Below are 19,288 nucleotides of genomic sequence, written 5' to 3'. Positions count from 1 at the left end.
GCGGCCGGATCGAGCGCGCGCGGCGCTCACGGCAGGGTGAGGATGTCCGCGCCGGTCTCGGTGACGACCAGGGTGTGCTCGAACTGGGCGGTCCACTTGCGGTCCTTGGTGACCACGGTCCAGCCGTCGTCCCAGATCTCGTAGTCGATGCCGCCGAGGTTGATCATCGGCTCGATGGTGAAGGTCATGCCCGGCTCGATGACGGATTCCACGGCGGGCTGGTCGTAGTGCAGGATCACCAGGCCGCTGTGGAAGGTGGGGCCGACGCCGTGGCCGGTGAAGTCGCGCACCACGCCGTAACCGAAGCGGTTGGCGTAGGACTCGATGACGCGGCCGATCACGTTGAGCGCCCGGCCGGGGCGGACCGCCTTGATGGCCCGAATGGTGGCCTCCTCGGTCCGCTCGACGAGCAGCCGGACGTCCTCGGCCACGTCGCCCGCGAGGAAGGTCTTGTTGGTGTCGCCGTGCACCCCGTGGATGTAGGCGGTGACGTCGATATTGACGATGTCGCCGTCCTCGACGACGGTGGAGTCCGGAATGCCGTGGCAGATCACCTCGTTCAGCGAGGTGCAGCAGGACTTCGGAAAACCCTTGTAGCCCAGCGTCGACGGGTAGGCGCCGTGGTCGCAGAGGAACTCGTGGGCGATGCGGTCCAGTTCGTCGGTGGTGACGCCGGGTGCGACCGCCTTACCGGCCTCTTCGAGCGCCTGCGCCGCGATCTTGCCCGCGATCCGCATCTTCTCGATGGTCTCCGGCGTCTGCACCCAGGGCTCGCGCCCCTCGTTGACGGTCTTCTTCCACGCGTACTCCGGTCGCTCGATGGAGCGCGGCACCTCGCGGGTTGGCGAGAGCGTGCCGGGAACGAGTGGCTTACGGGTACGCACGGACATGGGACAAGAGTATCCGGACGCCGCCGGTGGCACCCGTCCGCCCGCACGAGGCCGGAATAGGAACGGACCACAGTCCGTTTAGTCTGGCACGGTAACTACGCACCGACGGGACTCGAACTGTGGAACTGGGACTGACGACGTTCGCCGAGCTGTATCCGGTCGGCGACCGGCCCGCGCCGAGCGCCGGGCAGCGCCTGCGCGAGGTGGTCGACGAGGCGGTGGCGACCGAGCGCGCGGGCCTCGACGTGTACGGCGTCGGCGAACACCATCGCGCGGATTTCGCCGCGTCGGCGCCCGCCGTGGTGCTGGCGGCGATCGCGGCGCGCACCGAGCGAATCCAGCTGACCAGCGCGGTCACCGTGCTCAGCTCCGACGACCCGGTCCGCGTGTACCAGGACTTCGCGACGCTGGACGGCCTGTCGGGCGGGCGTGCCGAGCTGATGGCTGGGCGCGGCTCGTTCACCGAGTCGTTCCCGCTCTTCGGCTACGACCTGGGCGATTACGACGAGCTGTTCGAGGAGAAGCTGGCGCTGCTGCTGCGGCTGCGCGAGGACGAGCCGGTCACCTGGTCGGGCAAGTTCCGCGCTCCGCTGCGCGACGCGGTGGCCTATCCGCGCACCGACGACCGGCCGCTTCCGGTGTGGATCGCGGTCGGCGGCAGCCCGGAGTCGGTGATCCGCGCCGGGCTGCTCGGCTTGCCGCTGGCGCTCGCGATCATCGGCGGCCAGCCGGCTCGTTTCCGGCCGCTGGTCGATCTGTACCACCGGGCGCTGGCCGAGGGCGGTCACGAGCGGCAGCCGGTCGCGGTGCACGCGCACGGATACGTTGCCGACACCGACGAACAGGCCGTCGCCGACTTCTACCAGCCGTACGCGCTGGCCATGAGCACCATCGGCCGCGAACGCGGTTGGGGCCCGATGACCCGCGACCACTTCGCAGCCTTGCGCTCGCAGAGCGGCTCGTTGTTCGTCGGCACGCCGGACTATGTGGCCGAGAAGATCGCCGCCGTGCGCGACACCCTCGGCCTGGACCGGTTCATACTGCACACCAGTGTCGGCACACTGCCGCACGAAAAAGTACTGCACAACATCGAACTGCTCGGCGCGAAGGTGGCACCGCAAATCCGTTGAGCTACTTCGACAGCCGGGCCTCGAACGCGATCCGGTCGCCGCGATACAGGGCGCGCACCCGTTCGATCGGCTGCCCGTCGTCGTCGATGCTGCGCCGATGCAGCAACAGCAGCGGCAGCGCCGTCGTGCATTCGAGCAGCGCGGCCTCGCGCGGAGAGGCCAGCACCGTCTCGATGCGTTCGGTGGCGGCGCCGAATTCCACGCCCGAGGCGCGCACCGCGGCGTAGAGCGAGGTCGTCGGGTCGTAGTCGTCGCGCAGTCCGGCGAAGCGCGCCAGCGGCAGGAAGGTGCTCTCCAGTCCGATCCGCTCGCCGTCGGCGAGCAGCACCCGCTCCAGGTGCATGACGGGCGTGCCCGCGGTCAGCCCGAGATCGCGGGCGGTGTCCGCGTCGGCGGGGACATCCTCCCAGGCGACCAGGATGCGGCCGGGCACCCGGCCCAGGCTCAGCGCCCCCTCGGTGTAGGAGCGCAGCGACAGCGGTTGCACCATCTTCGGACGCGAGACCACCGTCCCCCGGCCCTGCCGCCGAATACGTCCCTCCACCAACAGATCTCGCAATGCCTGCCGGACGGTCTCGCGGGCGACCTCGAATCGCAGCGCGAGTTCGCGCTCCGAAGGCACCGGATCGCCCTCGTCCAGCTCGCCGATCATCCCCTCCAGCTCGGTGCGCACCCGATACGACTTCGGCAAGCGCTCCGGCAGGGCCAATTCGGCGCTCCCGCCGGACGTCTCGCCGCGTCGGCCGCGCGTCACCTCCGTTGCTTCCATACCCGACAGCCTACCCGCAATTGGTCTATACCAATTGTTAACCCGGCGTTCGCGCGAGTAACACCCATCGGTCTAGACCATTGCTCACCATGGGTCCCATGCGAGTGGTCATCATCGGCGGCGGAATTCTCGGCACCGCCCACGCCTGGGCGGCGATCCGCCGCGGACACGAGGTCGTGCAGCTGGAGCGGGAGCCAGAGGCCCGTGGCGCGACGGTGCGCAACTTCGGACTGGTGTGGGTGTCCGGGCGGTCCGCCGCGGAACTCGCCCTGACCTTGCGGTCGCGCGAGCTCTGGGAGGAGATCGGCGGCAAAGTTCCCGGCGTCGGCTTCCGCCCGACCGGGTCCATCACGCTGGTGCGCACCCCGGAGGAACTGGCGGTGGCGGCCGCCGCGGCGGCGAACGACACCGCGCAGGCGCGCGGCTTCGATCTGCTCGAACCCGAGCGGGTGCGCGCGATCAACCCCGCGCTGCGCGGCAAGTATCTGGCCGGTCTGCACTGCGCGACCGACGCGGCGGTCGAGTCGCGCCAGGCGCTGCCCGCCCTGCGCGCCTACCTCACGGCGACCGGCCGCTACACCTTCCACGCCGCGGCCGAAGCCCGGTCGATCACCGATACCGGTTCCGGCGCCACCGTTCTCGATGACCAAGGGCGCGCTTTCACCGCCGACCTCGCGCTGGTCTGCCCCGGCGCCGCGCACGCCGGGCTGACCAGGGAGCTGGTCGGCGCTATTCCCGTGCGGCGGGTCCGGCTCCAGATGATGCAGACCGCGCCGCTGGACGAGCCGCTGACCACCGCGATCGCCGACGGCGACAGCTTCCGTTACTACCCCGGCTTCGCGGGTCCCGAGGTGGACGCGCTCGAACGCGAGCAGTCCCAGACCGCCACCGCGGCCGAGCACAAGATGCAGCTGCTGTGCGTGCAGCGCCTGCACGGCGGCCTCACCGTCGGCGACACCCACGAATACACCGAACCGTTTCCCTTCGACGTGGACGAGGCGCCGTACGACCACCTCACCTCGGTCACCGAGGAGCTACTCGGCCGCAAGCTGCCGACGATCGTGCGCCGCTGGGCCGGGGTGTACAGCCAGAGCGTCGATCCCGCCGCGATCGTCACCCGCGCCAAGGCCGACGAGCACGTCTGGGTGATCACCGGCCCCGGCGGCCGCGGTATGACACTCGGCCCCGCACTCGGCGAGGACACCGCCGACCTTCTCGGACTCTGAGGGAGACATGATGCCGCACAACACGATCGACCTCGCCGTCCTGGACATGGCGGGCACCACCGTGGCCGACGGCGGCCTTGTGCTGCGCGCCTTCGACACGGCCGCGACCGCGGCGGGACTGGAAACCGAAGGGCCGCTGCGCGAACAGGCCCGGCAGTACGTGCTGGCCACCATGGGCCAGTCCAAGATTGCCGTGTTCCGCGCGCTGCTCGGCGACGAGGACCGCGCGCAGACCGCCAACCGCGCGTTCGAGACCGCTTACGACGACCTGATCGACGAGGTTGACATCGCGCCGATTCCCGGTGCGGCCGAGGCCATCTCGGCACTGCGGGCGGCGGGCGTGCGGGTGGCGCTGACGACGGGCTTCAGCCGGAAAACCCAGGATCGGCTGCTCGACGCGCTCGGCTGGCGCGATATCGCCGATCTCACACTGGCGCCCTCCGACGCCGGTCGCGGCCGTCCCCACCCCGACCTCGTACTCACCGCGCTGCTGCGCCTGCGCATCGACGCCGTCGATCGCGTCGCCGTGCTCGGCGACACCACCAGCGATATCGCCGCGGGGCGTGCCGCGGGCGCCCGAATCGTCGCGGGCGCGTTGACCGGCGCGCACGACGAACCGCGACTGCGTGCCGCGGGCGCCACCCACGTGCTGCCATCGGTGGTCGAGTTCGCCGAGCTGATTCGAGCCGAACGAACCTGAGTCACCGACCCTTTCGACCCACCGCCCCTTCGGCACATCGACAGCCCCAAACGAAAGTTGCTCACACCGTGCGTACTTCTCCCACGCGCCTGTCCCGCGCCCTGACCAGGACCGCCCTGCTGGTCGTCACCGCGACCGCGGTCGCCGCCACCGCGGCCTGCGGCGGCACGGGCTCAGGCGGCTCCGGCGGACAGACGGTCACCGTCTACTCCGCCGACGGCCTCGACGCCTGGTACAAGACCCAGTTCGACAAGTTCCGCGCCGAGACCGGCATCGCCGTCGACGTCGTCGCGGCGGGCTCCGGCGAGGTGGTCAACCGCCTCGAGAAGGAGCAGTCCAACCCGCAGGCCGATGTCGTGGTCACGCTGCCCCCGTTCATTCAGAAGGCCGACGCCGCACAGCTTTTGCAGCCGCTTGGCGTGGACACCTCGGCTTATCCCGCCACCGAGAAGGACCCGAACGGCAAGTTCGTCAGCCTGGCGGGAAACTACCTGAACTTCATCGCGAACAACTCCGTCGACGCCTCGAAGCTCACCTGGGACGACCTGCTGAAGCCGGAATACCGTGGCAAGCTCCAGTATTCGACACCGGGCCAAGCGGGCGACGGCACCGCCGTGCTGATTCTGCTGCAACAGCTGCGCGGCAAGGACGGCGCGCTGGACTACCTGAAGCGGTTGCAGGTCAACAACGTCGGCCCCTCGGCCTCCACCGGCAAGCTGCAGCCCAAGGTCGACAAGGGCGAGCTGTTGATCGCCAACGGCGACGTCCAGATGAACCTGGAGTCGATCACCTCGAAGGGCTCCGAGTTCGGCATCTTCTTCCCCGCCTCGGCCGATGGTGCCAGGCACACCGTCGCGCTCCCCTACTTCATGGGCCTGGCCAAAGGCGCACCGCACGCCGAGGCCGCCAAGAAGCTGATGGACTACCTGCTGAGCAAGGAAGTGCAGCAGACGCTCGGTCCGGACGCGTTCGCGGTCTCGGCCCGCACCGATCTGGCCGCCGCGCCCGCCGCCGGCTCCGGCCCCACCCCCGCCGCACTGCTGCAGGGCGTCCAAGTCGTGCGTCCCGACTGGACCAAGGTCCTCGCCGACCTGAACGGCGATGTGGCCGCCTACGAGAAGGCCATCGGAGGCTGACATGACCCCCGGCGACACGCTCACCGAATCGTCCACCGCCACCGGGACGGCACGGGCCGGAACCGACGGCGAACCCGCCATCGTGTTCGACCGAGTCGGCGTGCGGTACGGCTCCGGCCGCAAGACCACGGTCGCGCTGGCCGATTTCAGCTTGCGCGTCGCCACGGGCGAGACCGTCGCGCTGCTCGGCCCGAGCGGGTCGGGCAAGTCGACCGCGCTCAAAGCGCTGGCCGGATTCGTCCGGCCGACCTCGGGTGCGGTCCGGCTGGCCGGGCGCGACGTCACCCAGTTGTCCCCGGCCAAGCGCGGCATCGGCGTGGTCGTGCAGTCCTACGCCCTGTTCCCGCACATGACCGTGCACGGCAATGTGGCCTTCGGGCTGAAGGCGCATCGCGTGCCGCGCAACGCCATCGCGGACCGGGTGAGCGAGGCGCTGACCATGGTGGGCATGGCCGGCTACGCCGGGCGGTTGCCGCGCGAACTGTCCGGGGGCCAGCAGCAGCGCGTGGCGATCGCCAGGGCGCTCGCCATCCGGCCCAAGGTGCTGTTGCTCGACGAACCGCTGGCCGCGCTGGACGCCCAGCTGCGCCAGTCCATGCTCGGCGAGCTGCGGCAGCTGCGGGAGGCATTGCCGGACACCGCGATGCTGTACGTCACGCACGATCAGGCCGAGGCGTTGGCCCTCGCCGACCGGATCGCCGTCATGCGCGACGCCCGGCTGGTCGACGTGGACACCGTCGAGAACCTCTGGCAGCGGCCGCCGAGCGATTTCACCGCCGCCTTCCTCGGCGGGGCGAATCTGGTGTCGTGCACGGTGAATCGGCTGTCCGGTGGCACCGCGCTGGTCACCGCGGGCTCGCACACGCTGCGCGCCCATGCGCCGGAGCCGGGCGTCGGCGGTCTCCCCTGGGATCCGGACTCGGCCGCGCTGCTGTGCATCCGGCCGCACACCGTCACGATCACCACGACTATCGAGCGGAATATCGTGCGCGGCAGAGTGATCACGAGCGTGTGGGGTGGCGCCTCGACGCGGTTGGAGGTCGACGTGGACGGGTTGCCGGAGCCGCTGGACGTGGATGTTCCAGGACATGCCACCGTGGCGCCCGGATCGGTGATCGGCGTGCGATTCCCCGATCCGGCGGGTGTGCTCGTTCCGCGCCGAGTCGGTACCGAAGCACCGTCCACCACAACACTTTCCGACGGAAGCGGAGCGCGGGCATGAGGGGCCCGCGGTCCAGGACGGCCGCGCGAGGAGGAACGCGATGAGCGCGATGCTGCTGGAACGCCCTGCGGCGAGTGCCGAAGCCGCCGCACCGGACGCCGGTCGGCGGACCTGGCGCGCGGTGCTCTGGACGCTGCCACCGGTGTTCGTGGTGCTCCTCGTCGCCGGGTATCCGATCCTGCGGGTGCTCACCGAGTCGACCGTCACCCCGGAGGGGCGCGGGACCGAGGTATGGTCCTCGGTACTGGACTCCGCGTTGTTCCGAAACGCACTGTGGCGCACGATTTCCATCGCGGTAGCCTCGACGGCCGGGTGTCTCGTGCTCGGCGCGTTTCTCGCCGTCGTGCTGGCCTTCGTCCCGTTCCCTGGCTCGGCGGTGGTCGGCAGGCTGATCGACACCGTGATCACCCTGCCGTCGTTCCTCGTGACGCTCGCGTTCACCTTCCTCTACGGCACCGCGGGCGCTGTCAACGCGTTACTGGCCGACCTCACCGGCCGCGACACTCCCCTGCTGAACTTCCTGCACACCCCGCTCGGCGTGATCGCCGCGGAGATCACCTTCTTCACACCGTTCGTGGTGCGGCCGTTGCTCGCCGCCTTCGCCCAGCTGCCCCGCGAACAGCTCGATGTGGCGGCCAGCCTCGGGGCGTCGCCGTGGCGGGTGCTGCGCCGGATCGTGCTCCCGGAAGCCTGGCCCGCAATGGCCGCGGGCGGCAGTCTCGTGCTCTTGCTGACGCTCAACGAATTCGGCATCGTGCTGTTCACCGGCGCCAAAGGCGTGCTCACGCTGCCCGCGCTGATCTACACCCGCGGCATCGTGACCTTCGACCTGCCCGGCGCCGCCGTGCTCGCCTCGGTACAGGTGGCGCTGTCGCTGACGCTCTACGCCGTCTACCGCTTCGTCTTCGCGCGCGTGACCGCGCGGAAAGGACAGTGACCATGCTGGTCTGGACCAGAACCGGCCGTGCCGCGGTGCTGGCGGTGTTCGGCCTGGTCGTCGCGATCGTGTTCGCCGCACCGATCGCCACCGTCGTCGCGGCATCGCTGGCCGGCAGCTGGACCGGTCCGCTTCCTTCGGATCTCGGCTCGGCCAACTTCCGGCAGGCGCTGTCCGGTGACGAGGCGGCCAGCCTGTCGGTGAGCTTGCAGACGGCGCTGCTGGCGAGTGCGGGGGCACTGGTCGTCGGCACCTGGGCGGCGCTGGCCGCCCGGGAGACACCGGCCTGGTGCCGCAGGCTGACCGACGCCGTGTTCCACCTGCCGGTCGCGGTGCCCTCGGTCGCCATCGGCCTCGGCGTGGTCATCGCCTTCAACGAACGCCCGCTGCTGCTCGGCGGTTCCCGGTGGATCGTCGTCCTGGCGCACGCGGTACTTGTGCTGGCCTATGCCTTCAGCGCGGTATCGGCCGCCCTCGACCGGCTCGATCCCGCCTACCGGCAGGCCGCCGAATCCCTTGGCGCGGGTCCGGTCCGGGTGCTCTGCCGGGTGACGCTGCCGTTGCTGCTGCCCGCGCTGGGCGCCGCGGCGGGGCTGGCGATCGCGCTGTCGATGGGCGAGCTGGGGGCGACCATCATGGTCTATCCGGCCACCTGGCGCACACTGCCGGTCACCATCTTCGGCCAGACCGATCGCGGGGACGTGTTCGACGCGGCGGCCGGTACCACGATGCTGGTGCTGGTCACGCTGGTTGCGCTGGTGCTGCTCGGCCGGGTGAAAGGCCGTGCGGCGCTGCGTTGAATTCGCTCGGGGTGCGGCGTCGAGTCCGCTCGAGGTGGTGCGGCGTACTGCGACTGGCAGCGCCGACTATTCGGTGTCGATACGACAAGCCGGCTGCCGCATAGGATCACAGAGTGTCGCTGCTCCCCTTGATCTTCACCGCGGGCTGGGCCAGCGGTATCAATGCCTACGCCGTGGTGCTGCTGCTCGGGTTGTTCGGCGTCACAGGACTTTCCGAGGACGTGCCGGAGGGGCTGCAACGCACCGACGTGCTGGTCGCGGCCGCAGTGCTGTTCCTCGTCGAGGCCGTGGCCGACAAGATCCCCTACCTCGACACGTTCTGGGACACGCTGCACACCGTGGTCCGTCCCGCCGCGGGCGCTGTGGTGGCGGCCCTCCTCGCGGGTTCCGACGATTCGCTGCCGCAGCTGGCCGCGGCGGCGGTGGGTGGCACCGCCGCGCTGGTCAGCCACCTCGTCAAGGCGGGCATCCGGATGGCGATCAACACCTCGCCGGAACCCGCCAGCAATATCGTGACCAGCGCGCTGGAGGATCTCGGCGTCGCGGGCGTGATCACGCTCGCGGTCTTCCATCCGCTGCCCGCGGCGATGATCGCGGGAACGTTCCTGCTGATCGGCCTGATATCGATCATCCTGCTGGCCAGCCGGATTCGCCGTTATCGCCGTCGGCGCCGGGAGCGGCGCCTCGCCCGCCTCACGGCCACGCAACCTGGTTGAGCCACGCGAGTTTTGCGAACTCCCGCGCGGCCCTATTCGACCGAGCAATATGAATGCGTCGCGCTAGCTTCGTGAATTCGCGCCTGGGCTCTGCTCGGCCGGGCATCCAGCGGGCGTGCCGCGCCAGTCGACCACGCGGCACGCCGGGCGGGGCGCCCCGTTGCGCCCGCCGTCACTACGGGCGGCGACGTTCGCAGCCGGGCGGACACACTGGTCGGATGACATTCCACCCGGGACGTCGCCGTCGTGGCGGTGGCGCGGTACCCCGCCGGCCCGCCTGGAACAGCTACTGTCCCGGCAGTCGACGGCGGCCTCCGGCCACGTCGGTTACCAGATCAGTGTAGCCGTCGACGAGTTCCGCCAAGTGGTACCAGTGTTTATGGGTGTTGTCACTGCGCGGCCCGTCGGCGTCGATCGCCTGGTTCGCGTTCACCCAGCTGCGCGCCATGCGATCGACCACGGCGCCGAGGCTCTCGGTGTGCAGTGAGGCGCCGTTGCGGTGCTGCGGCACCTCCTGCGCGATCCAGTCGTTGATGTCGTCGACGAGTTCGCTTCGCCGACAATCGATTTCGGCGACCAGATAGGCGTCGCGCACTTCCGCTCGCCGAGCGTGCAGCTCGGCGAGCGCGTGCGCGGACCGCAACAGCTCGCGGTCCTGGAAACGCCGTCCCTGAAACGCGCACAGAATCTGCGGAGCCGTCGGCAGCACCCCCACCGTCGGCGCGCTCATGCCTTCACCTCTCTGACGCTCGGCTCCGGCTCGCGCGATGCGCGCTGGCACATGATTCGCCCACTGCGTTCGCTCATCGCCACCACCCCTGCTTCACCCGACACCAACCCTTTATGTACCAACATCATTGGCTCTCGATTCGGTAATCCCGGTCATCGGCTCGGTTGTTCACACCTAGGCTAGCTGGATCATGCTCTTACAGATGCAAGAACACAACAGAAAACGCAATATTGCGTTCCCTCTGCGGCGACTTGCTTCCGCTTGGCTTCCGCGGGGCCGCAACCACGCAGCTAGGACGTGTTCCGGGTCGTAGAAAAGGGCCGAATGCCGGTGCGTAAGGGGCCTTTCCACAACCGGTTCCGATAGCCGAGACTTCGCGGAAACCGGACGAAACGCCTCGAGCCCCGGTTCCTCTACCGCGTCGAACCACTGCCCCGAACTGCATCGTGTGCTGATCCGCTTGCGCGCGAAACCGCCTGCCGCCGCGGCAACGTCCTGGCATCGCGACCGGGTCTCATACCGCCCGAATGCTCGATCCTCCTGCGCGAGAATGTCGTAACGGCGACGAGCACCAGTCGTCGCCACGCCGGAGGGTGCGCAACAGCGCCTCGACATCCGGCGCGGAGTCGCCGTCCCGCCGCCTTCCTCGATGTCGACGGCGCGTATCTCGTGCACTACTGCCGAAAGGACCCCTCCCTCACTCGGTGAGGGACGCCGGATTCGATGTGCCGAAACGGTCACGTTTCAGCGACGGCGCCGATGGGGTACCCCATAGTCACGTCGGGTCGGTGCAAACACGTTGCCGGTTCGTACGAGTCGAAGGACACCAGGAGGAGTCCCGATGACGAAACCGACCATCGCACCACCCGCATCCCAATCACCTCCCCGCGTGGCGGGTCCATCGCGCCGTGATGGTTATGAGCATCTCGAGCCGTGGCTGGACGAACTGGCCGAGATCGCGCCGGAAGATCCACGGCACGCTCGACTGCGGGAGCAGATCGTGGCGTGCGGGTTGCCGCTGGCCGAGCACATCGCGCGCCGCTTCTCCGGTCGTGGCGAGGCGTTCGAGGACCTGCTCCAGACCGCGCGAATGGGACTGGTGCAGGCCGTGAATCGCTACGATCCCGCCCGCGCCACCTCGTTCCTGGCGTTCGCGGTGCCGACGATCATGGGCGAGGTGCGCCGCCACTTCCGAGACCACGCGTGGGCGCTGCGCGTCGAACGCGGCGTCAAAGAGACCCACGCCAAGCTCGGCCCGGCTACCGAGGTCTTGGCCCAACGGCTGGGCCGGTTGCCGACCGCACGGGAGATCGCCGCCGAGATCGACGTCGACCTGATCGAGGTCACCAAGGCGATGACCGCCGCCAACTGCTACAACACCAACTCCCTCGACGTGGCCGTCCGCGACGACGATCAGGACGGCTCCTACCCACTCACCGCCGCCTTCGGTCGGAACGAGCCCTGCTACGGACTGCTCGAGGACGCCATGGCGGTACGGCCTTTGATCGCGGCGCTCCCCGGGCGAGAACGCCAGGTCTTGATCTGGCGGTACTTCGGATCGTTGAGTCAAACCCAGATCGCCGAACGTCTCGGCGTATCGCAGATGCAGGTGTCCCGAATCCTGTCCCGCACCCTGGCGAAGCTGCGCGAGCAGGCCCTCACCGGCGTCGACGCTGTGTGAAACCGCGGTCCGCGCGGCCTCTTCGGGCCCCCTGCGTGTCGGATTTCCCCTCCGCGACGCCGGGTCCGCTGTCTTCGGCTAGGTGGTCTCCGCCTGTGATGGCAGACAGGTCAAGGGCCAGTCCTCGGGCAGGCACAGCCAGGCGCTGATCATCCGCAACGCGGTCAGCAGCGCCCCGATGCCGTCCCAGCCCGACGCCACCGCCTGCTCGCGATCGTCGACCAGAAACGGACACAGCACGATCGAACCGTTCTCGTGGGCGAACGGACGCCCGATCCGCACGGTGTGCTCGCGCTCATCGAACCTGAACGTGCGCCCGGCGACGATCCCGTCCGCACCGATACCGGCTTCCTCGACAGCGCTCACGGGGAACCCACGTTCGGCGGGCCCGACGAACCGGATATGTCCGGGAGCGGCGTCGGCCTGGTCCAGCAGCTCACCAACCCGGAGCAACGCGGCATACAGCGCGGCCAATCCGTCCACGCCGGGCACGCTCGATTCGCCGCGACCGTTGATGCGGAATCCACACTGTGCACCACCGTCGACCTCGGTGGGCCGGTCGACCTCGATGAGCATCTCCCGACCGTCGCCGGCCACGCCTTTCGAGGCGATCACCCCGCCGGATATCGCGCTCATGAGACTCCCGATGCGGTTGGTCGACCTCGATGAAATGTTTCGACCGCGGTCCGAAGGGCGGCGAGTCGACCGAGAAGGCAGACCCAGGCCGGAAGAGGCCGGCGAGACGCAGAGGTCGGGAAGCAGCTCTCTGCGCCTCGCCGGTCCGATCGACCGAGCTCCGGCCTTTCGGAAGCGCTCGTCACGGTGCGGGCGGATCCGGTGGCCGGTGCGATCTCCTTCCGGTGACCACGTCGCGGGCTTTGTCCAAGACGGCCGCCGCCAAGCCCGCGGTCTTCTGCGCGCCGGGACTGGAGGGGGTTCCGACTTCTGAGTCGTCGATCCGCTGCAACAGCTGCTTGGCCGAATCCTCTTGGGCCAGTGCGCGATCGGCGAGCTCGTCGCCATCGGGCAGTGCTCGCCGCACGGCGGGCCAGAAGAACTGCTCTTCCACGGCCTCGTGCGGGGAAGCGGCGATCACCAGGCTCGTGGCCAGATGATCGCGGGCCTGCGACTCGGCCTCGCGGTTGCCGCGACCACGTTCCAGCGACTCGATCATCCCGAGCACGCTCTCATGCTCGCCACGCAGGAATGTCAACGCGTCCATGATTTTCACCCCCTCTTTCGGGACCCGACTCGATCTCAGGCCGGAGTGTGCTGCTCGTGAGTGAAGGGCTTGCTGCCCTGCACCGTCGGGTTTCCTTCCGGATTCGTTTCGGCACCGTGGTTTTCGCGCTCGCCGGTGCCGAGCCAATCGGAGGTGGGGTTCTCGATGTAGCGCCATTCCATGCCCTCGGGCCATGGTCCCTGTCCTTCGTTCCACGGGCCGCGGGCGCTGGCCGAACCGTTGGACATGTTGAACGCGACGTTCTGGAAGCGGTCGTCGCCGGGCAGGGCGCCGGGAGGGAAGTTGACCGGCAGCTCGTTGAGCGCCGCGGTGAACTGCTGGAAGTGAGCGACCTCGCGGCTCATCAGGAACGACAGCGTGTCCTGCACACCCGGGTCGTCGGTGAACTGCTTGAGGTACTCGTAGACGATCTTGGCGCGCGATTCCGCACCCAGGTTGCTGCGCAGGTCGACCGACGGCTCGCCCTCGGAGTTCACATACGCCCCCGTCCACGGCACACCCGCGGAATTGCCGACATCGGGACCGCCGCCGCGCAGCGCGAAGAACAGCGGATCGGCCGCGACCTGGTGCACGGCCTGCTCACGGCCGTCGGAGGTGGCGATCACCGGCATCCAGTCGCAGCGCTCGTTGGCCTGCTTCAGATCGTCGTTGAGCCCGTCGAGCAGCATGGTGATCATCGAGCCGACGATCTCGAGGTGACTGAATTCCTCGGTCGCGATGTCCATGAAAAGGTCGTACATCTTCGGGTGCTTCCTGCGCAGCACGAACGCCTGGCTGAAATACTGCATCGCCGCTTTGAGCTCGCCGTTCGCCCCGCCGAACTGCTCCTGCAACAGGGTCGCGAACCGCGGATCCGGCCGGTCCACCCGCACCTCGAACTGGAGATCCTTGTTGTGAATGAACATCGCTCTCCTCGATAGTCGTGATGGCAAACACCATTGACGGCCGCCTACCCCCGAAACGACCGCGAAAACCAATCGCCTTGCGGGCGGGCCAGCCGGACACCGGAGGAGACAGGTGCTGCGGCGGACTGGACCGCGTTCACTTGTTGCGGGGTTTGCTGATGGCGTCCTTGGCGCGATCGAGCATGCTGGCGAACGGCCCGGCAAGAATGTTCCCGGTCGCGGACTCCACCCCCGGATGCGGGCGGGTCGGCGCCGTGGCTTCGGCGAACTTCACCGCGCTGCGCAGCCGCTCCAGTTCGTTCGGCTCCAACTCGGCGCGCAGGCGGTTGAACTCTTCGCGTTCCTCGTGCTCGGCGTGCGCCAGCACGGCCTCGCGCAGCTTCGCCAGCTTGACATCGAATTCGATCGAGTCGATGTCTACGGCTTCGATATCGGCGAGCTGACGTTTGGCCTTGTTCTCTTCCTCGAGACGCGCGTCGACGATGTGCGCGCCGTCGTCGACCTCACGGCGGACGAGAGGATGGATGATCTCTTCCTCGGCGGTCTCGTGCACCGCCAGCAGACGCCGCAGCTCGTAGAATTTCACTTCCCGCTCGTCGGCGGTCGGGGCGTGCTCGACCTCGTCGAACAGAGTCCGGATCTGTGTGTGCTGTTCGATCAGGAATGTGACGGCATCGCCGGTGGTGTTGATCGTCGTTGCTTCCACGATGGAATCTCCTCGGAGCAGTCGTCGTCTCGCCAGTTGGATGCTGCGGCGGTACCCGGACATGCGGCGACCAAACGGACAGCGACAGCGCCTACCCCCTAACCCACCGCCGAACGGCCACCGGCCGGTTCATCCCCAGCTCGGTGACGGACGTGGAGTTCGGCCGGCAGGTGGTCTAGTGGGCACGACAGTGGGCATACCGGGAATGACTGCCGAGCAGAAGGCGTGCGTTCATGACCGAGAACAACCGATCGACGAGCGGCTACCTCGCGACTCTGGCGATGTACGCGATCATCGTGACCGCGGTAGCGATACTGGGCAAACTCACCCGCCGGAAACTTCCGGAGACCATGAGCGTACGGGACCTCGTGATGACCGCGTTCGCGGCGCACAAGCTCTCCCGCACCGTCACCAAAGACGCTGTGCTCGCACCGCTTCGAGCTCCGTTCACGCGGCCGGCAGGCGACGGTGGCCCCGGCGAAGTGATGGAGCGGCCCGACGCGGACGACGGCGTCGCGCACAGCATCGGTCAGCTGCTGACCTGCCCGTTCTGCTTCGACGTCTGGGTTGTCACGGGTTTCACCATCGGCCACGTCTTCGCGCCGCGCACGACACGAATGATCGGCGAGTCCCTGGCCGTGCTGGCCGGTGCCGATTTCCTGCATCTGGCGTACGCGACCGCCCAGCGGATCGCCGAACAGTAGTCCGGCGCCCGCCGCCGCGGCCGATTCGGCGACGAGTGGTCGTCGATTGCTCGCCGCGCGTGCGGCCGGCGGTCAGTCGAGGTGTCGACCGAGGAAGGCCAGCAGTCGGTGATGGTTGGACGCGTTCTCGGGCGCTGGTTGCTGGTCGGCGAACATGCCGGGGCGGCGGAAGACGCTGAAGTCCATCGACTGCATGGTGGTCAGTAGCTGCTGACAGAAGTCCTCGTCGATCAGGTGCTGTCGACCTATCACGACGGCAATGTCGGTGCCGTGCACCAGGATTTCGGTCAGGTGGATCAGGGCCGCCATCGGAGCGGGCACGGGGCCGAAACCGAGGCGGATGGTGGTGTCGAGGGCGCAGGGGCGATGCCACCCGGTCAGCCGAAGAGACCTGCGCGCGCGGCCGTCACCGCCAGCGCCGCGGCGGCGTCGGCCGTGCTGTCGTTCACCCGCTCGCCGGTGATCAGGACACGGAAATAGATAGGTGCCACAAGGGTTTTGACGAGTTCGGCGGGATCCGTCCCCGAGGGAAGCTCGCCGCGTGCGATCGCGCGCGGCACGACCGGCAGCGCCCGGCGGATGCGATCGCGGAAAACGTGACGAATGCTGTCGGGCGGCGAGGGTAACCCGGCGGCCTTGGACACCATGACCGTGAGGACGGCTTGGCCGGACGGGCTGTTGATCCACGCGACCAGGCTCCGCGAGAGCGCGCGAAGGTCGTCCTCGATCGAACCCGTGTCGGGGATCGATATCTCCGCGGCGACGCTGTCGGCCAGCGCATCGGCGATGAGGGCGTCGCGGTCGGGCCACCGCCGGTAGACGGTTGTCTTGTGCACACCGGCGCGCTGGGCGACGTTGTCGACGGTGAACGCGCCGTAGCCGTGTTCGCTCAACTCCTCGACGGTCGCGGCGAGCACGGCGGCGCGGACCTTCGGCCCTCGTCCGAGGGGTGCGGCAGAACTCATTGCAACTCCTTGTTGCGATATCGACGGCAGCCGGGCATGCTGACGATATCGCAACTCTGTGTTGCGATCTTTGAGATGGGAGTTGCGATGCTGTCGAAATCCGTCCGCGCGGCGGCGCTGTTGTTTCCCGGCCTGCTCGCGGGGGCGTTCGGATACGGAGCGGTGAACGTGCTGTACGCGTTTCGCGAAGTGCCGCTGGAGGTTCGGTTCACGTTTCACACCGCGCTGATGCGCGTCAACGGTGTGGTGATGCAGTCGCTGATGGGGTTGGCCGTGCTGAGCACGCTGCTGCTGGCGACGCGATCGAAGTCGTGGCCGCGCTGGGTCGCCGGGAGCGCGTCCGCGCTGACACTACTGTCGTTCCTGGTGACCCGACTCGGGAACGTGCCGATCAACCAGCAGATCAAGCGCTGGGCGGTCGGGACGCCGCCCGACGACTACGCCGACATCCTGCGACGCTGGGAGTTGTTCCATTTCACTCGAACCGGGTGCGCGCTGGTCGCCTTCGCCTTGGTGATCGCGGTCGTCAGCGGATTCGTCGCGGCCGGCGAAGACGATCCCGCCGGCGGTAGACGCTCTATCGACGCCCACGCGGCACGCTGAAGGAGCGCGGCCGGTGCGATACCGCACCGGCCGGTCACTTCCTTTCCGCCCCTTGCGAACTCAGGTCGCGGCGCCGAACCAGCGAGGCAGCCGGTCGAGCAGCTCCTGCTGATCGTCACCGACCCAGGCCACGTGGCCGTCCGGCCGCAGCAGCACCGCGGGCACGTCCAGTTCCTCGCTCACGTCGACGACGTGGTCGACCCGATCCGACCAGCCCGCAACCGAAAGCAGGCCGGTCTGGTCGAGCAGCAGTCCGCGACCGCCGTGCATCAGCCCGTAGAGGCGACCCCGCTTCAGCCCCACGTCCCGCATCCGCCGTCCGAGCAGCTCGTGCCCCTCACCGAAGTCGTAGCGGACCCCGATCGCGGTGATCTTCTCGATCAAATACCGGTTCACCTCCTCGAAATCCATGAGTTCCGAGAACAGCTTGCGCACGGCCTGCGGGCCCGGCTCGGTGGACATCAACTGCATCTGCGCGCGGGTGTTGTTCAGCACGTCGGTGGCCACCGGGTGTCGTTCGGCCTCGTAGCTGTCCAGCAGATCCGCAGGCGCCCATCCGTCGATCTCGGCGGCCAGCTTCCATCCGAGGTTGAACGCGTCCTGGATACCGAGGTTGAGCCCCTGCCCGCCGGTGGGCGGGTGGATGTGCGCCGCGTCGCCCGCCAGCAGCACCCGGCCGACCCGGTATCGCTCGGCCTGCCGCGTGGCGTCGCCGAAGCGGGACAGCCAGCGCGGTGAGTGCACACCGAAGTCGGTGCCCGCGACGGCCCGCAGCTGCTGCTTGAACTCCTCGAATGTCGGCGGGACCGTGCGGTCTTCGGCCACGCCAGCGGCGGGCACGATGACGCGATACACCCCATCCCCGAAAGGCGCTGCCCCGAAACGCTTCTCGGTCTTGCGCACTTCGGTCATCACGGCGGTCAGCGTCTCCTGCGACGCGTCCACCGCCATCTCGCCCAACAGCGTCTCGACCCGGCTCGGCTCGCCGGGGAAGCCGACGCCGATCAGCTTGCGCACCGTGCTGCGGCCACCGTCGCAGCCGACGAGGTAGCGCGAGCGCAACTCCGTGCCGTCGGCCAGCACCGCGGTCACTCCGCGTTCGTCCTGACTCAACCCGACCAGCTCGCAGCCGCGCCGGACCTCGACGTCCAGTTCGGCGGCGCGCTCGGCGAGCAGGCGGTCGGTGACGGTCTGCGGGATGCCGAGCACATAGGAATGCGCGGTGTCCAGCCGGTCGGGCCATGGCTTTTCGATACCGGCGAAGAAACCACCCACCGCGTACTTCTTGCCGTGCGCGAGGAACCGGTCCAGCAGACCACGCTGGTCGAGCACCTCGATACTGCGCACGTGCAGACCGAGCGCGCGAACGAACGGAGGCAGCTCCGGTTCCTTCTCCACCACGAGCACCCGCACCCCGTGCAGCCGCAGCTCACTGGCGAGCATCAAGCCGGTCGGCCCGCCCCCGGCAACGATCACATCGAACATGAACCGCCCATTCCCTCGAGGTTTGCGTTTCGGCCAGCTGCTTCACGCGGTCTCGCGACGCGGCACGCACGTCGCGAGCCCCTGGTTTCAGCAGGTTCTGGCTTCGGCCGGACATTCTGCGGCACGACCGGGGTCTTGCCGCAAGACCCCCACTGCGCTATATGTTGAAAGTGGCGGAGAGGTAACGCAGCATCACCACGGTCTCGAAGTGCCTCGTCTCGACCAATCGGAGCGCGATGCGCTTGTCCAGCGATGGGAACATCGGTGTGCCGCCGCCGAGCACCACGGGCGAGACGAACAGCTGATACTCGTCGACGAGCCCGTGTGGCATCAGCGAGGCCGCCAGGCTCGCGCCACCGACCTCCATGACCCCATCACCTCCGGCCTTGAGCTTGCGGACCTCCTCGACCGCGTTCGCACTGACCAGCGTGCTGTTCCAATGGACCTCGGTGAGCGTCCGAGAGAAGACGACCTTGGGCTTCGCCATCCAGAGCCCGCCGAACTCACGCTCGATGCGCGTCGCGTCCTCTGGCACGTGCGGCCAGTACTGGGCCATCAACTCGTACAGCCGGCGGCCGTGCAGCGAGATCTCGATCTCGCGGTAGCGGTCGTTGTGGAACTGGTGCAGCTCCTCGTCCGGAACAGTCCAGTCGATGCTGCCGTCACGGTCGTTGACATAGCCGTCCAGGGACACGCCGAACGTGTAGATCAGTTTCCTCATGACAGGTAGACCTCCCGTG

General features: G+C 68.4%; 22 protein-coding genes. 11 read left to right on the top strand and 11 right to left on the bottom strand.

All coding sequences use genetic code 11. From position 1 onward, the window contains the following. Positions 1-26: 26 nt before the first annotated feature. On the bottom strand, positions 27-890 hold the full coding sequence (map, locus tag NX1_RS26180) for a type I methionyl aminopeptidase (RefSeq protein WP_068064496.1): 864 nt from the start codon (positions 888-890) through the stop codon (positions 27-29). Between the two features lie 119 nt (positions 891-1,009). Here map and NX1_RS26175 point away from each other — a divergent pair, with 119 nt between their 5' ends. Next, complete coding sequence (locus NX1_RS26175; protein ID WP_068064489.1) at positions 1,010-2,020, top strand: LLM class flavin-dependent oxidoreductase; 1,011 nt, start codon at positions 1,010-1,012, stop codon at positions 2,018-2,020. A gap of 1 nt (position 2,021) precedes the next feature. Here the strand turns inward: NX1_RS26175 and NX1_RS26170 are convergent, their stop codons facing one another. Next, on the bottom strand, positions 2,022-2,672 hold the full coding sequence (locus NX1_RS26170; protein ID WP_068064603.1) for a GntR family transcriptional regulator: 651 nt from the start codon (positions 2,670-2,672) through the stop codon (positions 2,022-2,024). A 215-nt stretch (positions 2,673-2,887) separates the two neighbouring features. On the opposite strand from NX1_RS26170, the gene NX1_RS26165 reads away from it, so the two are divergent. From NX1_RS26165 to NX1_RS26135, 7 genes are all read left to right on the top strand, one after another. Then, positions 2,888-4,015 (top strand): TIGR03364 family FAD-dependent oxidoreductase, encoded by a 1,128-nt coding sequence (locus tag NX1_RS26165; RefSeq protein ID WP_068064600.1) that lies wholly within the window; start codon positions 2,888-2,890, stop codon positions 4,013-4,015. A 10-nt stretch (positions 4,016-4,025) separates the two neighbouring features. Next, the gene (locus NX1_RS26160) at positions 4,026-4,715 is read left to right on the top strand and encodes a phosphonatase-like hydrolase (protein WP_068064597.1); all 690 of its coding nucleotides are present in this window, start codon (positions 4,026-4,028) and stop codon (positions 4,713-4,715) included. Positions 4,716-4,783: 68 nt separating this feature from the next. Next, on the top strand, positions 4,784-5,851 hold the full coding sequence (locus NX1_RS26155; protein ID WP_174555522.1) for a 2-aminoethylphosphonate ABC transporter substrate-binding protein: 1,068 nt from the start codon (positions 4,784-4,786) through the stop codon (positions 5,849-5,851). Position 5,852: 1 nt separating this feature from the next. After that, positions 5,853-7,073, top strand: coding sequence for an ABC transporter ATP-binding protein (locus tag NX1_RS26150; protein WP_068064481.1), 1,221 nt, complete (start codon positions 5,853-5,855; stop codon positions 7,071-7,073). Between the two features lie 40 nt (positions 7,074-7,113). Beyond that, positions 7,114-8,010, top strand: coding sequence for a 2-aminoethylphosphonate ABC transporter permease subunit (locus tag NX1_RS26145; protein ID WP_068064478.1), 897 nt, complete (start codon positions 7,114-7,116; stop codon positions 8,008-8,010). Between the two features lie 2 nt (positions 8,011-8,012). Then, on the top strand, positions 8,013-8,810 hold the full coding sequence (locus tag NX1_RS26140) for an ABC transporter permease (protein ID WP_068064590.1): 798 nt from the start codon (positions 8,013-8,015) through the stop codon (positions 8,808-8,810). Positions 8,811-8,923: 113 nt separating this feature from the next. Further along, entirely contained in the window at positions 8,924-9,526 is a 603-nt protein-coding gene (locus NX1_RS26135) for a DUF4126 domain-containing protein (protein ID WP_068064475.1), read from the top strand. A gap of 286 nt (positions 9,527-9,812) precedes the next feature. Here NX1_RS26135 and NX1_RS26130 read toward each other — a convergent pair whose 3' ends face one another. Next, the gene (locus tag NX1_RS26130) at positions 9,813-10,172 is read right to left on the bottom strand and encodes a DUF4254 domain-containing protein (RefSeq protein ID WP_068064588.1); all 360 of its coding nucleotides are present in this window, start codon (positions 10,170-10,172) and stop codon (positions 9,813-9,815) included. Positions 10,173-11,097: 925 nt separating this feature from the next. Here NX1_RS26130 and NX1_RS26125 point away from each other — a divergent pair. After that, positions 11,098-11,937, top strand: a complete 840-nt coding sequence (locus NX1_RS26125; protein WP_084501768.1) for an RNA polymerase sigma factor SigF — start codon at positions 11,098-11,100, stop codon at positions 11,935-11,937. Between the two features lie 78 nt (positions 11,938-12,015). Here NX1_RS26125 and NX1_RS26120 read toward each other — a convergent pair whose 3' ends face one another. From NX1_RS26120 to NX1_RS26105, 4 genes are all read right to left on the bottom strand, one after another. Continuing rightward, complete coding sequence (locus NX1_RS26120) at positions 12,016-12,573, bottom strand: DUF6968 family protein (RefSeq protein WP_068064470.1); 558 nt, start codon at positions 12,571-12,573, stop codon at positions 12,016-12,018. A gap of 181 nt (positions 12,574-12,754) precedes the next feature. After that, positions 12,755-13,159, bottom strand: a complete 405-nt coding sequence (locus NX1_RS26115) for a hemerythrin domain-containing protein (RefSeq protein ID WP_068064468.1) — start codon at positions 13,157-13,159, stop codon at positions 12,755-12,757. A 35-nt stretch (positions 13,160-13,194) separates the two neighbouring features. Beyond that, positions 13,195-14,085 (bottom strand): manganese catalase family protein, encoded by an 891-nt coding sequence (locus NX1_RS26110; protein ID WP_068064465.1) that lies wholly within the window; start codon positions 14,083-14,085, stop codon positions 13,195-13,197. A gap of 136 nt (positions 14,086-14,221) precedes the next feature. After that, entirely contained in the window at positions 14,222-14,791 is a 570-nt protein-coding gene (locus NX1_RS26105) for a hemerythrin domain-containing protein (RefSeq protein WP_169812287.1), read from the bottom strand. A gap of 233 nt (positions 14,792-15,024) precedes the next feature. Between NX1_RS26105 and NX1_RS26100 the strand changes: the two genes are divergently transcribed. Next, positions 15,025-15,495, top strand: a complete 471-nt coding sequence (locus NX1_RS26100; RefSeq protein ID WP_084501767.1) for a DUF1360 domain-containing protein — start codon at positions 15,025-15,027, stop codon at positions 15,493-15,495. A 72-nt stretch (positions 15,496-15,567) separates the two neighbouring features. On the opposite strand, the gene NX1_RS26095 is transcribed toward NX1_RS26100, so the two are convergent. After that, entirely contained in the window at positions 15,568-15,816 is a 249-nt protein-coding gene (locus NX1_RS26095) for a DinB family protein (protein ID WP_157120066.1), read from the bottom strand. Between the two features lie 56 nt (positions 15,817-15,872). Next, positions 15,873-16,460, bottom strand: a complete 588-nt coding sequence (locus NX1_RS26090) for a TetR/AcrR family transcriptional regulator (protein WP_068064453.1) — start codon at positions 16,458-16,460, stop codon at positions 15,873-15,875. A gap of 87 nt (positions 16,461-16,547) precedes the next feature. On the opposite strand from NX1_RS26090, the gene NX1_RS26085 reads away from it, so the two are divergent. Continuing rightward, entirely contained in the window at positions 16,548-17,063 is a 516-nt protein-coding gene (locus tag NX1_RS26085) for an anthrone oxygenase family protein (protein WP_068064448.1), read from the top strand. A gap of 60 nt (positions 17,064-17,123) precedes the next feature. Here NX1_RS26085 and rox read toward each other — a convergent pair whose 3' ends face one another. After that, positions 17,124-18,548, bottom strand: a complete 1,425-nt coding sequence (gene rox, locus NX1_RS26080; protein ID WP_068064445.1) for a rifampin monooxygenase — start codon at positions 18,546-18,548, stop codon at positions 17,124-17,126. 157 nt (positions 18,549-18,705) lie between these two features. Beyond that, positions 18,706-19,269, bottom strand: coding sequence for a dihydrofolate reductase family protein (locus NX1_RS26075; RefSeq protein ID WP_068064438.1), 564 nt, complete (start codon positions 19,267-19,269; stop codon positions 18,706-18,708). Between the last annotated feature and the right edge of the window lie 19 nt (positions 19,270-19,288).

This window comes from Nocardia xishanensis NBRC 101358 (assembly GCF_001613365.1).
Lineage (GTDB): Bacteria > Actinomycetota > Actinomycetes > Mycobacteriales > Mycobacteriaceae > Nocardia > Nocardia xishanensis.
Note: the sequence above shows the minus strand (reverse complement) of the source record. Positions and strands in the feature narration are given on the sequence as shown.